General features: G+C 35.2%; 13 protein-coding genes. 6 read left to right on the plus strand and 7 right to left on the minus strand.

The annotated features are described in order from the left end of the window. Together IQ05_RS06260 and IQ05_RS06265 are read left to right on the plus strand one after the other, a co-directional pair. The coding region (locus tag IQ05_RS06260; protein ID WP_144891139.1) for a type IX secretion system membrane protein PorP/SprF at window positions 1-172 on the plus strand (172 nt) is incomplete at its 5' end. 14 nt (window positions 173-186) lie between these two features. Beyond that, on the plus strand, window positions 187-2,145 hold the full coding sequence (locus IQ05_RS06265) for an OmpA family protein (protein ID WP_167496931.1): 1,959 nt from the start codon (window positions 187-189) through the stop codon (window positions 2,143-2,145). A gap of 126 nt (window positions 2,146-2,271) precedes the next feature. On the opposite strand, the gene IQ05_RS06270 is transcribed toward IQ05_RS06265, so the two are convergent. Further along, window positions 2,272-2,931 carry a hypothetical protein gene (locus IQ05_RS06270; RefSeq protein ID WP_144891143.1) on the minus strand — a complete coding sequence of 220 codons (660 nt, stop codon included), beginning with the start codon at window positions 2,929-2,931 and terminating at the stop codon, window positions 2,272-2,274. Window positions 2,932-3,257: 326 nt separating this feature from the next. On the opposite strand from IQ05_RS06270, the gene IQ05_RS06275 reads away from it, so the two are divergent. Together IQ05_RS06275 and IQ05_RS06280 are read left to right on the plus strand one after the other, a co-directional pair. Further along, window positions 3,258-4,532 (plus strand): Y-family DNA polymerase, encoded by a 1,275-nt coding sequence (locus IQ05_RS06275; RefSeq protein ID WP_144891145.1) that lies wholly within the window; start codon window positions 3,258-3,260, stop codon window positions 4,530-4,532. Then, complete coding sequence (locus tag IQ05_RS06280) at window positions 4,523-4,963, plus strand: LexA family protein (RefSeq protein WP_144891147.1); 441 nt, start codon at window positions 4,523-4,525, stop codon at window positions 4,961-4,963. Before IQ05_RS06275 ends, IQ05_RS06280 begins: the two co-directional genes overlap by 10 nt. An 83-nt stretch (window positions 4,964-5,046) precedes the next feature. On the opposite strand, the gene IQ05_RS06285 is transcribed toward IQ05_RS06280, so the two are convergent. From IQ05_RS06285 to IQ05_RS06305, 5 genes are all read right to left on the minus strand, one after another. Then, window positions 5,047-8,214, minus strand: a complete 3,168-nt coding sequence (locus IQ05_RS06285; RefSeq protein WP_144891149.1) for an efflux RND transporter permease subunit — start codon at window positions 8,212-8,214, stop codon at window positions 5,047-5,049. 43 nt (window positions 8,215-8,257) lie between these two features. Next, window positions 8,258-9,325: an efflux RND transporter periplasmic adaptor subunit gene (locus IQ05_RS06290; RefSeq protein WP_144891151.1), complete on the minus strand. Its 1,068-nt coding sequence runs from the start codon at window positions 9,323-9,325 to the stop codon at window positions 8,258-8,260. A 5-nt stretch (window positions 9,326-9,330) separates the two neighbouring features. Continuing rightward, window positions 9,331-10,671 (minus strand): TolC family protein, encoded by a 1,341-nt coding sequence (locus tag IQ05_RS06295; protein ID WP_144891153.1) that lies wholly within the window; start codon window positions 10,669-10,671, stop codon window positions 9,331-9,333. Window position 10,672: 1 nt separating this feature from the next. Further along, a complete protein-coding gene (locus IQ05_RS06300) occupies window positions 10,673-11,269 on the minus strand; it encodes a TetR/AcrR family transcriptional regulator (RefSeq protein ID WP_144891155.1) in 597 nt (198 codons plus the stop codon). Window positions 11,270-11,421: 152 nt separating this feature from the next. Continuing rightward, window positions 11,422-11,943, minus strand: coding sequence for a YceI family protein (locus IQ05_RS06305; protein WP_144891157.1), 522 nt, complete (start codon window positions 11,941-11,943; stop codon window positions 11,422-11,424). A gap of 270 nt (window positions 11,944-12,213) precedes the next feature. On the opposite strand from IQ05_RS06305, the gene IQ05_RS06310 reads away from it, so the two are divergent. Together IQ05_RS06310 and IQ05_RS06315 are read left to right on the plus strand one after the other, a co-directional pair. Next, window positions 12,214-13,188, plus strand: a complete 975-nt coding sequence (locus IQ05_RS06310; protein ID WP_144891159.1) for a polyprenyl synthetase family protein — start codon at window positions 12,214-12,216, stop codon at window positions 13,186-13,188. A 116-nt stretch (window positions 13,189-13,304) separates the two neighbouring features. Continuing rightward, window positions 13,305-13,658: a hypothetical protein gene (locus IQ05_RS06315; RefSeq protein WP_144891161.1), complete on the plus strand. Its 354-nt coding sequence runs from the start codon at window positions 13,305-13,307 to the stop codon at window positions 13,656-13,658. A gap of 28 nt (window positions 13,659-13,686) precedes the next feature. Here the strand turns inward: IQ05_RS06315 and IQ05_RS06320 are convergent, their stop codons facing one another. Continuing rightward, entirely contained in the window at window positions 13,687-14,223 is a 537-nt protein-coding gene (locus IQ05_RS06320) for a porin family protein (RefSeq protein WP_144891163.1), read from the minus strand. Between the last annotated feature and the right edge of the window lie 108 nt (window positions 14,224-14,331).

The following is a 14,331-nucleotide window of genomic DNA, read 5'->3' on the forward strand; positions in this document are numbered from 1 at the left end:
TGCATTGAGTGCCATGGTAGGCTTTCAGGTATCAGATTCTTGGTTTATTGGGTATGCATACGATATGGAAACCACACGATTGGCTAATTACAATTCTGGATCACATGAAATATTTCTTCGTTACGAAATATTCAAAACATACAACAAAATTACATCACCTAGATTCTTTTAATTTAATATAACGTTATGAAATTAAGCGCCAAACATTTCGGATGCTGTGTAGTTTTTTTAGTATCAACAGTAATGGGGTATACACAAAAAAAAGGAGTGGCAACCGCAGATAAAAACTTCGAAAATTATTCTTACGTTGATGCTATAGCTACTTATGAGAAAGTAGCAGAGAAAGGCTACAAAGACGAGAAAATGTTTCAAAAGCTAGGAGACTCCTATTTCTTCATAGCCGATTTGATCAAGGCAGAGAAGTGGTACACTGCACTTTTTGAGATGAATCCCACTCAAGAGCCAGAGTACTATTACAGATATTCTCAATCATTAAAAGCCGTAGGGAATTATGCTAAGGCCGATAAAATGTTAGAGCAATTTATAGCAAAATCAGCCACAGACCAGCGAGGGAAACTATTTGCAAGTCAGCGCGATTACTTAAAAGACATCAAGGAAAATTCAGGAAAATATGAAATTTTTGATGCAGGAATCAACTCCCCGTACTCAGATTACGGTAGTGCTTACTACAACAACACCTTACTTTTTGCCTCAGCACGAGATACAGGCGGAGTAGCAAAAAAAGTGTTCAAGTGGAACAATGAATCTTTCACTAACTTGTACAGCTCCCAGATCAGTACAGATGGTAGTGCGGGCAAACCAGAGGTATTCAATAAAAACATCAACAGTAGATTTCATGAGTCAACACCCGTTTTTACCAAAGATGGCCAAACCATGTACTTCACGCGTAATAATTACCTAAACGGGAAAAAGCAAAAAGACAGCAGACGAATTATATTATTAAAACTCTACAAGGCCACAAACGAAAACGGAAAATGGGTCAATGTACAAGAGCTACCTTTTAACAGTAACGAATACAGTGTAGCGCATCCAGCGCTGAGTGTAGACGAGAAAACCTTGTATTTTGCATCAGACATGCCAGGTACCAAGGGATTATCAGATCTTTTTAAAGTAAGCATCAATGCTAATGACACCTACGGGACACCAGAGAATCTAGGATTGCCTATCAACACAGAGGCAAGAGAAACCTTTCCGTATATCTCACCAGATAACAAAATGTACTTTGCCAGTGATGGACACCCAGGACTAGGAGGGTTAGATGTGTTTGTGATGGATTTGTCCTCAAAAACTCCCGGCAGTACCATAAAAAACATAGGAACACCTATAAACAGTACCCAAGACGATTTTTCATTTGTGATAGATGCAGAGAATAAAAAAGGATTTGTAACCTCCAATAGAGAGGGAGGATTAGGATCGGACGACATCTATAGATTCAATAAATTTCCTGTTCCTGTTTGTAATCAAGCACTTCAAGGAGTCATCAAGGATCAAGATACAGGTTTAGTCTTGTCCAATGCTAAGGTAAGTTTGTTTGACGCGAATTTTAATTTGATCCAAGAAATTACCACTCCATTATCAGGAGCCTACAGCTTTGAGGTAGAATGTGGTAAGGCGTATTATTTACGTGGAGAAAAGCCAGAGTATGAAACCAAAGAGAATAAAATTGTAATAGCAAAAGTATCTGGAGTAACGCAAGGCCCATTAGCCTTAGAGCCAAGAAAAAAAGCTGTTAATGTAGGTACAGATTTAGCTAAAACCTTGGATATTCCAATGCTTTATTTTGATTTAGACAAGTCATTTATTCGTAAGGATGCGGCATTTGAGCTAGAAAAAGTATTAGCAGTGATGCAACAATACCCAAAGATGACCATCGACATTAGATCCCATACAGATTGCAGACAAACTGTTGCTTACAACCAGGCGCTATCTGATAGAAGAGCTAAATCAACTAAGGCATGGTTGGTAAAAAACGGTATAGCTGCTAGTAGATTAACCGCTAAAGGATACGGCGAATCACAACTTGTAAACGATTGTGGATGTGAACCTACAAACAAATCAAACTGTACAGAGACACAACATCAAGCCAATAGAAGAAGTGAGTTTATTATTGTATCTATGCAATAAATCTTCTCAAAATAATAAAAATCTAAAAAGGCTATCCAAGTTATATATGGATAGCCTTTTTTGTTACTTGATAAAATTATAAAAAACCATAGGATAATTTTTCCTATGGTTTTAGTTTATACAGTTTTAATTCTTTCTGTTGATTATTATAGGGGTATTATTTGATTTTTGATCTTCAATTTTGTTTTTTGGATTAGTAGATCTGTAATAATAAGAATCCTCATCAGAAGAGTCTTGATTGTTGCCATAGCCTACAGAGTTTGAATTTTGACCATAGTAGTATGCTTTTCCGCCTTTTACAGTACCTATCATGTCTATAATTTGTCCTCTACGGTTGTAGATGATTTCTAATCCGCCCACACGCTCTAGAGCAAATCTATTGTAAGTCATGTAAACAGATCCTATTCGCTTCACTCGGTCGTTAGCATCGTAATTGATAAATACATTACCTACTTGTCTCACGCGACCTAGATTATCATGCTCAATTCTCACTCCATAATTGATAAGACGATTTCTATTAGGTGTTCCATACGTTCTATTGACTCTACTGTTTGAGTTTGCTTTGTAATACATCTCACCGCGAGTTGTTGGCCTGGTATTAAAATCCAGTTGACCATCAGGAAATACATAAAAGGCAATGCCTCTTTCTATGAATTCTACAGGTTCGTCATTGTCATAAAGAGAAGACGATTTTATAATTACAGAGAAATCTTTTTTCTCTGTTGCGTTGGCAACACTACCTCCAAATACGAAGATACTAGCAACTAAAAGGGTAATTTTTTTCATGATACTTCTATTTTGAATTTTGCCTACTCTTGAGCTTTTCGGCTTTCGCTTTAACTGTTTAGTTGAATAGGGGTATTCAAGTAGTGTGCCAAAAAAAAGTAGCTGTGATCTAGAACTAGTATTTAAACTGCTGCTGTTGTAGTTTTTATATCGTTTAAAATGCAGTATATCAATGATGTATAGAATTAATTTTAAACCAAAAATATTTTCAAAAGAGTGGTTATTTTTAATTTTTTAAGCAAATAGAATCAAACTACTTATCAACACTGCTTAAAATTAACTTCTGTTACGAACACGCTTCAACTGATATTGAGTAATTTTGTAGCATGTATGCACTAGTAGATTGTAACAATTTTTATGCCTCATGCGAACGTGTTTTTCAGCCGAAATTCAACGGGAAACCTGTTGCAATTTTGTCTAATAATGACGGTTGTGTCATTTCACGTAGTAATGAGGCGAAAGCGGTAGGAATAGGAATGGGAGCGCCCGCTTTTCAAATAAAAGAAATTGTAAAACAGCATGATGTGCAATTATTTTCTTCAAATTATGCCTTGTATGGTGATTTGAGCAATCGAGTAATGAAGATTTTAGAGCAGTTTACACCAAATGTAGAGATTTATAGTATTGATGAAGCTTTTTTAAACTTTGATGGATTATCAATTGAGGACTATCACCAGTATGGAATTCAAATGAAGAGCCGAGTGCACAAATGGGTTGGTATTCCGGTTTGTATTGGCTTTGCCGAAACCAAAGCATTATCAAAAGTAGCTAATAAGATTGCTAAAAAATTCCAAGATAGAACGCAAGGTGTTTATGTTATAGATAGTGATGAAAAGCGAGTAAAAGCACTTAAATGGACTAAGATTGAAGATGTTTGGGGGATAGGACATCGACTGAATAAGAAAATGAAAACTAGAAATATAGCAACCGCTCTTGACTTTACCGCACCACAACATGAGGCTTGGATAAAAAAAGAAATGGGTGTACTGGGAATGCGTTTAAAGTATGAACTAGAAGGTAAATCTGTCTTAGACCTAGAGCCTATTGCTACCCAAAAAAAGAGTATTGCTACTACCAGAAGTTTTCCTAAACAAATTGCGGAGTTTGATTTATTACGAGAGCGTGTAGCTACTTTTGCTGCGCAATGTGCCGAGAAATTACGCAAGCAAAAATCTTGTTGCCACACCATAATAGTCATGCTAGTTGTAGACAAACACAGCATACAAACATCTAAATATTATTTTAATTGCGCCGTAACATTGCCTTATGGGTCTAATTCTACATTGACTATTGCCAATGCCGCGATTACCTTACTTAAAAAACTTCATGCAGGCAATGACCACTTAAAATTTAAAAAAGCAGGTGTAATTGTTACTGAACTTATTGATGAAAATAAAAAACAGTTTGATCTTTTTGAGGAAGAAAACCCCAAACATTTACAACTAATGAAAGTAATTGATGGGTTGAATGCTAAAATAGGCGACAAAAAAATAAAACTAGCATCGCAGAATTTAAGTTTGACCTGGAATATGAAACAAAACCATTTGTCACCTAGATACACCACCAGTTTTAAAGATATACTTGAAATAAAATGCCAGTAAATAAAACATCCAAACTTACTTTTTACTTTCCTGATTTTGAAAGTGAATTGCGCATTCCTTTTATAAACGAAGGAGTTTCAGCAGGATTTCCATCGCCAGCTGCTGATTTTATGGAAATGAGTATCGATTTGAACAAACAATTGAGTGAAAACCCGCTGGCTACTTTTTATATTAAGGTCAAAGGAAACTCTATGATTGATGCAGGTATTGATGACAAGGATGTTCTTGTTGTTGACCGAAGCCTAGAGCCACAAAATAATAAAATAGCCATTTGTTTTATTGATGGAGAGTTTACCGTAAAGCGAATGAAGGTAGAAAAAGATTGTTTGTATCTCATGCCAGAAAATCCAGATTATCCACCCATAAAAGTCACTGAGGAAAACGAACTCATCATTTGGGGGATTGTAACTTATGTAATTAAAAAGCTGTAAGCCATTTAATTTAAACTTAATTATAAAAAAAAAACGACCTGCATCTATTAAGAGCAGGTCGTTTGTTATGATGTGAGAAGGTGTTAGTGTTTTGGAGTAACTCCGTCCTCATTTAATTCTCTGTGTTCGTAATCAGCAATCATCTCAGCTTCATAATTTACTTTTTGACCTTTAGAGAATTTAGCAATTAGTTTCTCCATGATTTCATAAATCACCGGAACAATAATCAAGGTTAGGAATAATGATGAAATTAAACCACCAATAATTACCCAAGCCAAACCGTTTTTCCATTCGGCACCAGCACCAGATGCTAATGCAATTGGGAACATACCAAATACCATCGCAATGGTTGTCATCAAAATAGGACGAAGACGTGCGTGATTCGCTTGAATTAATGCGGTTCTGATGCTCTCACCCGCAGCTCTTCGCTGATTGGTGTAATCCACAAGCATAATCGCATTTTTACAAACTAGACCAATTAACATAATCACCCCAAGAATAGTAAAAATATTCAACGTATTATTGGTCAAAGCCAAGGCTAATAATGCTCCAATAAACGAAAGCGGAATAGCAAACAATACCACAAATGGGTGTGCAAAACTGTCGTATAACGAAACCATTACTAGGTAAACCAGGATAATAGCAGCCAATAAAGCAATTCCTAAGGTTCCAAAACCTTCTGTTTCATTCTCTTTTTGTCCACCCCAAATATAGTCTACACCAACTGGTTTCTTCAATTTGTCAATTTTCTCTTCCCATTGTGATACAATAGTTCCAGAAGAGATACCAACATTTTGGCCTTTAACAGTTACAGACGCTGTTTTGTCTCTACGCTCTAATTGGCTTGGACCAGAACCTTCCGTAACGGTTGCAAATTGATTTAACTTAATTTGTTGACCCATATCATTGATGAATATCAAGTTGCTTACATCGGCAATACTTTTTCTATCGAAAGCATTATACTTAATATTGATGTCGTATTCGTATTCTCCAGCTCTAAAACGTCCGTCTGTGTTTCCACTAAAAGCAGTTTGCATAGTCATACCTACGGTTTGTAAACTCAAACCAAGTGCGGCCATTTTATCTCTGTCTACTTTTACGCTTACTTCAGGATTTCCGTCCTCTACTGATAATTCAATTTCTGTTGCACCTGGAATAGAACGCAATTCTTTTTCGGCAGCAATAGCAAATTTCATAGCACTTGCTACATCTGGACCTGTTACAATAAGTCCTAAAGTAGCATCTTCAGCTGTTCCTAAAATACCTACGGGAACCGTTTTTACTTTGGCACCCACTAGTAATTTTTCTAATTTACGTTTGGTTTTTGCAGCGTAAACATTTGCAGGTTCATTACGTTGGTCTAATTCAACCATTTTCACGTTAATTTCTGCTTTATAAGCAGTTGATTGTGAAGCCCCCATACCACCACTAGTTTGACCCACAATAGTAAATTGACTGTGAACAAAATCTTCTTTGTCTAAAAAGGCTTCTGCTTTTTGTGTCATAAAGTTGGTTTGTTCTAGCGAGGCATCTTTTGGCATTTCGATTTGAACTAAAAACTCACCACTATCCGATGCTGCAAAGAATTCACCACCAATAAATCCTGCTGGTACTAATGCAATTGAGCTGAAGAATAAAACTAAAACAATGGCAAGTGTTGTTTTATAATGATCCAAAGACCATGTCAGTAATCCTGAGATCCAGTTGATGAAACGGGTTAAATAACTTTCAAAACCAAGAATGATTCGTCCAAAAAGGTTTTTACCTGTAATATGTTCTAATTTTCCGTATCTAGATGATAACCAAGGAATAATAGTAAACGAAGCAACTAATGACAACAAAGTGGATATAATTACCGTGACACAAAATTGCGTAATAATATTAGAAACCAGACCAGAACTCAATGCAATTGGTAAAAACACAACCACAATTACAAGCGTAATCGATACTACAGTTCCACCAATTTCGGCTGTACCATCATAGGCAGCTCGAACTTTGTTTTTGCCCATTTCCATGTGCCTGTAAATATTCTCCAAAACCACAATGGCGTCATCCACAAGAATACCTACAACGAGAGACAATCCTAACAAACTCATTAAGTTCAAGGTGTAGCCCATTAAGTAAATCCCAATAAAAGTGGCAATTAACGAAGCAGGAATAGATACCATTACAATCAAGGAGTTTCGAATACTGTGCAAGAAAAATAGCATTACAAAAGCCACTAAAAGAACGGCAATAAGCAAATCGTGCACAACGGCATCAGCAGCTTCAAGGGTAAAAATTGTACTGTCTTTGGCAATTTCTAGTTTTAAATCGGCAGCTTTATATTCGCCTTCCAGTTTCGCAATGGTTTTCACCAATTCTTCACTTACAGCAACTGCGTTGGCATCAGATTGCTTAATAATTTGTAAAATAATCGCACTTTTCTGATTCACACGAGCTACTTTCTCTGTAATTTTTTGGGTATCCTGGACATCAGCAATATCGCCTAAACGCACTTGGATTCCACCTCTTGAGGAAACAATTAAGTTTCTTAATTCTTCGACATTTTTATATTTTCCGGCTAAACGAATTAATATTTTTTGTTCTCTAGTTTGAATATTTCCTGTTGGAAAATCTAAGTTCGAAGATAAAATATTCTGTTGTACCTGTGGAATAGAAAGTCCGTAGGCTTGCATTTTTACGGCATCAAGGTTTACTTGAATTTCTCTTTCTTGTCCACCGGTAATATTTACTTGAGCTACTCCTGGCACACGAGAAAGTACCGGTGCAAGTTTCTTGTCTATTAAGTCGTAAAAAGCTACTTCGTCCATTTTTCCGTTGGCACCAATGGTCATAATTGGTAAATCGCTTAACGAAAACTTGTTTAATGAAGGCGCCTGAGCGTCATCTGGTAAGTCATTGATGATGGCATTTATTTTACGCTGTGCATCATTCATAGAAATATTTACATCAGCATTAGATGTTAATGTTATCGAAACCGAAGATAAACTTTCAAAAGACTTAGAATCAATTTTTTTGATGTTTTCCAGAGATGAAATTGCGTCTTCAATTTTCTTGGTAACGGTATTTTCGACCTCACTAGGTGATGCTCCGGGATAAACCGTTGCAATCGAAATCACGTTGGTTTCAAATTTCGGGATCAACTCATAGCCTAATTGGCTGTAACTGAACAGTCCTCCTAATGTTAGAATCGTAAATAATACGATAACTAATGAAGGACGTTTTATGGATATTTCTGCTAATTTCATACGTTTTTTTTCTTTATGGCTTTAAGACTTTCGGCTTCAAGACTTATTTAATAACCTCCACTTTGCTTCCGTCTTGCAAATTGATTTGTCCGGTTACAATTACTTGCTCACCATCTTCAAGGCCGTTTAAGATCTCTACTTTATCGCCTAGAATTCTACCAGCAGTTACTTTTTTTAACTTGGCAATTCCATTCTCAATTACAAATATTTGGTTACTACTCACACTACCTACAAAAGCATTTCGTGGAACAATTTTCAAAGCTTGTTTTTGTTGGTTTGATGCAAAAGCAGCGGTACCGTACATTCCTGCTTTTAGGTCTTTATTAGCGTTGTTTGTAATTTCTATTTCAACAGGGAAGTTTAAAGTTTCATCCGCTTTTGCAGCAATGAAAGTTATTTTTCCTGAAAAAGTTTTGTCTGGATATACACTTGCAACTACAGTAGTAGCAGTTCCTACTCTTAATCCAGCTACTTGACTTTCGTTTACGTTAACTTTCAATTTTAACTTCGATACGTTTACAATATCAAATAATTGTGTTGCAGGCATTCCAGTAATGATAGATCCTACTTCAATGTGTTTTTTATTGATAAACCCACTTATTGGCGCTTTAATTCTAGTATCACCCACGTTAATGTTAGCTTGAGTCAATTGTGACTTAGCATTTACCATTTGTAATTTGGCTTGGTCTAGTTGTTGCTTGGTTACACCTCCGGTTTTAAATGCATTTTCAAATCGGTTGTAATCAGCAACAGCGTTTTGATAAATGGCATTTGCGTTTTGAGCATTTACATTCACCACATCACTACGCACAATAGCAAGAGTTTGTCCTACGCTTACGTAGTCACCTTCTTTGGCCAATATTTTGGTTATTTTACCTGACTTTTCTGCTGAAAATTTTAATTCTTGAACTGGTTCAAAATTTCCGTTAGAAACAAAGTCAAGAGAAACTTCTTCTGTTTTTACCACATCAGTTCTTACGGATATCGTTGCATTTTTCTCAGCTACAATCGCAGTTTTAGCTTCGTTCTCTTTTTTGTTATTGGTAAGTACGTAAGCAATAATTCCTAGAGAGGCAGCAATTACAACTACGGTTATGATAATTTTTTTCATTTTGATTATTTATTGGTTAATGTTTTTAGTTCTCCTTTTGCTTTAATTAATTGTATTTCGGCTAATTTATATTCTAATAGCGCTGTAGTGTAATTGTTTTGGGCAACAACAAGTTCACTTTCTGCTTCAAGTAGATCCGTTAAGGATGCTAGGCCTTGAGTATAGTTGTTGTTAGTATTGGTCAAGACTTCTTGCGCTAGTTTCGCGTTTTCTTTTTGATTGTTGATCGATACGATGCTATTCTCGATTTGTGTTCTAGCGTTGGTATATTGTAAATCCAATGCTAGTTTCGTTTCTTCTAAATCAACTTTTATAGAAGCAAGTTTGTTATCAGCTTGGCTTACTCTTGATTTTGTTCCAAATCCCGAAAAGATTGGGATGCGTAAATTTAAGCCTACCGAAGCAAAATCAGACCAGTACACTCCATCTGATGGTTTCTTGAACCAAGGCATCTCTGGACCTTGACCGATGAAGTTATATCCTCCGGTAAGTGATAAACTTGGGTAGTAGGCAGCCTCTATAGATTTTTTTTGGTACTCCAATAATTGTTCGTTCTTTTTAAGCAATAAATATTCGGTTCTTGTTTTTGTATCTGGAGTCAGTGAAAGAACATTTGGAGTAATTTCGAATTCCGTTTCAGGAATAGAAATGCGAGTATCCATTGGTAAACCCATAAAAAATTTCAGTGCATTTTCTTGCAGTGTAACGGCATTTATGGTTTGCTGACGTAGTGTATTGATGTTTGAGATACGAACTAAAGTTCTGTCTAAGTCAATTTTTTTGGCCAATCCGTTATCGTATTGTCCTTTTATGATGTCCTTAACTTTTGTGGTGTTTTTAAGGTTATTGTCTAGTACAGTTAAGTTTTGGCGTGTTACGTAAACTTGGTAGTACGCATTGGCTACACGCTCTATAACTTGCTCTTCAGTTAATTGTGCGTTTATTTGGTAAAACTCACGAGTTGATTTTGCCGCCTTCAAACCTATAAATACAGCTTGGTCGTATAAGGCTTGATTAAGGGAAATTCCTGCGGTTGAGCTCCATTTTTGACCAAAAGCAGCTTGAATTGTAGTTCCAGGTTGACCGAATCCAGCTCCGTCAATTACGGTAGTTTGTAAAATTGGGTTGTAATTTAAGCTACCATTTGCGGCAATTTGCGGCAAAGCCCTTGAACGAACTTCTTGAATTTCGTATTCTCCTTTTTCTACTTGTAATCTTGCCTTTTTTGCATCGGCTTTATTCTCCAATGCGTATACGATTGCGTCTTGTAAAGTAAGGCTTTTTATTTCTTGTGCATTGATGCTTAAAGAAAGCAGCACGGTCATTAGTATAATTGTTTTTCTCATTTTATAAGCTTGATTTGATTAAATTTTTTTCTAATTCTAGTATGCCCTTGTCTGTTGCCATTGCTCTAGTATGGTATTGTAGTGCTTCCATTTCAAGCGCAAAGGCTTCTCGTTCTGACCTAATATTTTCGTTGATCGAAAAAATTAACATGTAATAAAACTTGACATATGCATCTACATTTAGGTCTTTGCGATATAAACCTTGGGCTATCCCTTTTTCGATATTTTTCCTAAAACAGGACTCGCACATTTCTACTTGATCAGATAACACTTTTTGGTACACCTCAGGGTAGTGCTTCTTTAATTGGTACACCGGTGAAGTATCAGTAGACTTAAACATGTTTTCAAACATCCGTCTGATTTCAAAATTCTCTTCAATGGCATTAAAATCTTGAGAGGTTATCGTGTTTATGATCGTGTTTACTTCAGTATGAATCACTTGAACACTTTCTTCTATGAGTAACTCTTTATTAGCAAAATACTTGTAAATTGTTTTTTTTGAAATACACATTTCGCCTGCAATATCATCCATAGTGATACTCTTGAAACCCAGTTTCAAAAACATTTCCTTAGCTTTAGATATGATTTTCTCTTTCATTTTAATTGTGCAATTATAGTTGGTTTTTTTTTTGGAGCTAATAGACGCTCAACGTCTGTTTAAATTCTATGCAAAGATACAGCGGAAACTTTAGAAACTAAATAAGTTTCCGTTTTATTAGTAATTATTTAACGTTAGCTTTTCATTATTGATTATACTGTAAATTCTAGATTGGCAATTAACTTAATATCCTGACCTAGAGCAAGTCCGCTTGCTTGTTGAAAGGAATTTTGCGTCAAGCCAAAATCTTTTCGATTGATATTGGCTGTGATCTCAAAAGCAGCTTTTTTGTTGCCATTGTAAGCGTTAATTCCAATAAATTCTGCGTCAAGTTCTACTGATTTGGTGATATTTTTAATGGTGAGATTTCCTTTTAAGAAATTGATATTAGGAGTAACTTTTTCAAATGAAGTAGATTTAAAACTAATTAATGGATATTCCTTCACATTAAAGAAATCATTCATCTTTAAGTGATTGTCTATTTGTTCTAATGTAGCGTCTCTGCTATTTACATCAAGTGAAAAAGCGATTGATGCATCGGCTATTTCATTATTATCTATGTCAATATGACCGTCAAATTCATTGATGCTGCCCGCTAAATACGCAATGATAGAGTGTCTCATTTTAATAAGAACATCAGATTGATTCGAGTCAATGGTCCAAGTGGTTTTCATAAGGATTTGAATATTTTAAATTAGAAAAGAAAGCAACAATGTTTTCAATTGGGAAAGTAGATAACTGAAGCAGTCAATTTCGAGTGCAAATGTAAGACGGAAACTTTAAATACCAAATAAGTTTCCTGAGTATTTAGATTTATTTAACGTTTGAGTAACTTTAACATTTTAGCTAGTTTGAAGTTTTTTGAGTTTCTTTGCGAATATAAAGTTCAAAAGTTGGGATATTTTGTATTCCTTTTTTAATTTTAAACGCTAAACAAAACAACAATGCACAATATCGTTCAATATCAAGAGTTCCTTTCTGCTTATTTGCAATCTCAATATGAAACCAAAGAACCAAGGAATTTGTATGAGCCTATTCATTATATTTTAGATTTAGGTGGTAAAAGAATGCGCCCAGTATTGACTTTAATGAGTGCTGAGGTTTTTGATGCCGATTATAAAAAAGCACTTCCAGCAGCCTTAGCGGTTGAGGTTTTTCATAATTTCTCTCTGGTGCATGATGATATTATGGATGATGCTCCTTTGCGTAGAGGTCATGAAACGGTGCATGAAAAATGGAATATTAATACTGGTATCTTGTCTGGTGATGCAATGTTAATTCTTGCCTATCAGTATTTTGAGCAATACGAGCCGTTGATTTTTAGAGATTTAGCCAAGTTATTTAGCAAAACAGCTCTTGAAGTTTGCGAAGGGCAACAATGGGATGTTGATTTTGAAGATCGTACAGATGTTACCATTCCTGAATATTTAAAAATGATTCAGTATAAAACAGCTGTTTTAGTGGCAGCAGCCATGAAAATGGGAGCAATTATTGCCGAAACTTCAGTTGAAAATGCAAATTTAATTTATGATTTTGGTCTTAATTTAGGATTGGCTTTCCAATTGCAAGATGACTTTTTAGACGCTTTTGGAAACCCAGAAACTTTTGGAAAACAAGTTGGCGGAGATATCATTGAAAACAAAAAAACCTATTTATACCTTAAAGCAGTTGCTTTTTCAAATGAAAAAGAAGCTGAGGAGCTGAAAAGCTTGTTTTCTATTCAACCGGAAGATAATACCGATAAGATAGAACGCGTTAAGGCACTTTTTAATAGTTCAGGTGCGTCCAAAGCTACTCAGGATGCGATACAAGAATTTACGTTTAAGGCGTTCCAAACTCTTGATAAAATGAACATCAATATTGAGAAAAAGGAAATGCTGAAAGCTTTTGGTGAAAACCTGATGGGTAGAAAGGTTTAAAAAACCAACGACAATAGCGAATCAAAATTTAAAAAATACTTTTGAAAAATTGACTTTAAGTTTGGTTGACTAGGATTAATACTGATTTTAAAATTGACATTGAAATTTTTAAATATATGTTTGTAGCCCCTAAAAACACCGATTTACTACTTTCTGAAGCAGAAGGAGATAACTTGTATTTAAAGTTAATTGAACAAATGAATAAGGATTTCAATTTAGCAAATGAAGCGGTTGATTTTCCTTTGAGTATTTCTCCTAATGAATTAAAGCTGGAATTGCATGAAAAAATCTACCGACTCATTCAATACAAGTTTGCTGAATACCTCAATTTACTTTATATAATTGATGTTTCTGAAGAAGAAATAAAAAAATTAGATGGATCTGATTTGGTAATCCTAGCAGAACAAGTTGCTTTCTTAATTCTAAAAAGAGAATGGCAAAAAGTATGGTTTAAAAACAAATACAAATAAAGCTTTTACAGCAACTGTTTAAGCAAAACTAAAAATACAACCTTACAAAAGGCATAAAACGGCTTCCGTAAATATTGTTTTCATCATCTATCACATTATACCGAACTCCAATAGTTGCAAATCCAGAGCGATAACCCGCTCCCAAGAATAGACCCGTGTTCCAGAAACTTTGAGAATTACTGTTAGATCCGTCTAAATTAACGTTTACTCTGAGTTGTTCTAATTCTGCTGATAATTGAATTTCCGGTAAAGGATTTAAAAGCCCAATAACACTCCCGCCATACAAGTGTGAGGCAAAGCTATTTTGTTGTTTTAAGTATTTATACTGCAAGCCAACTCCTATAGAACCATATTCATTTACATTGTAAATGGCACTTGGAGCTAAAGAGATATCAGTATACCCTGACCCAAAGCCAAGACCTATGCCGCCGCCAAATTGTACTTTATCCCAAAATTGTTGCTCTTTTGGAGTAGATGTATTGTCTTGCTGTGCCTTCACTTCATTAAAAAAAAACAAGACAAACAAGACAAAAAGGGTTCTAAAACGATTGAAAAAACATTTCATAGCTATAAGTTTTTAGTTTTTTAACAATATTCAACGTAAAAGTATCTTAAAATAAATTATAAATTTATTGTATTATCGTACTTTTGCCAAACTATTTTAACAAAAAAG

Origin of the sequence: Flavobacterium tiangeerense (assembly GCF_007830355.1) — a bacterium.
Classification (GTDB): Bacteria; Bacteroidota; Bacteroidia; order Flavobacteriales; family Flavobacteriaceae; genus Flavobacterium; species Flavobacterium tiangeerense.

Bases quoted from the DNA above. Each gene is read 5' to 3' on its own strand.
- IQ05_RS06310 (WP_144891159.1), top strand. From the start codon at position 12,214: ATGCACAATATCGTTCAATATCAAGAGTTCCTTTCTGCTTATTTGCAA.
- IQ05_RS06320 (WP_144891163.1), bottom strand. From the start codon at position 14,223: ATGAAATGTTTTTTCAATCGTTTTAGAACCCTTTTTGTCTTGTTTGTC.
- IQ05_RS06270 (WP_144891143.1), bottom strand. From the start codon at position 2,931: ATGAAAAAAATTACCCTTTTAGTTGCTAGTATCTTCGTATTTGGAGGT.
- IQ05_RS06315 (WP_144891161.1), top strand. From the start codon at position 13,305: ATGTTTGTAGCCCCTAAAAACACCGATTTACTACTTTCTGAAGCAGAA.
- IQ05_RS06265 (WP_167496931.1), top strand. From the start codon at position 187: ATGAAATTAAGCGCCAAACATTTCGGATGCTGTGTAGTTTTTTTAGTA.
- IQ05_RS06305 (WP_144891157.1), bottom strand. From the start codon at position 11,943: ATGAAAACCACTTGGACCATTGACTCGAATCAATCTGATGTTCTTATT.
- IQ05_RS06280 (WP_144891147.1), top strand. From the start codon at position 4,523: ATGCCAGTAAATAAAACATCCAAACTTACTTTTTACTTTCCTGATTTT.
- IQ05_RS06275 (WP_144891145.1), top strand. From the start codon at position 3,258: ATGTATGCACTAGTAGATTGTAACAATTTTTATGCCTCATGCGAACGT.
- IQ05_RS06295 (WP_144891153.1), bottom strand. From the start codon at position 10,671: ATGAGAAAAACAATTATACTAATGACCGTGCTGCTTTCTTTAAGCATC.
- IQ05_RS06300 (WP_144891155.1), bottom strand. From the start codon at position 11,269: ATGAAAGAGAAAATCATATCTAAAGCTAAGGAAATGTTTTTGAAACTG.
- IQ05_RS06285 (WP_144891149.1), bottom strand. From the start codon at position 8,214: ATGAAATTAGCAGAAATATCCATAAAACGTCCTTCATTAGTTATCGTA.
- IQ05_RS06290 (WP_144891151.1), bottom strand. From the start codon at position 9,325: ATGAAAAAAATTATCATAACCGTAGTTGTAATTGCTGCCTCTCTAGGA.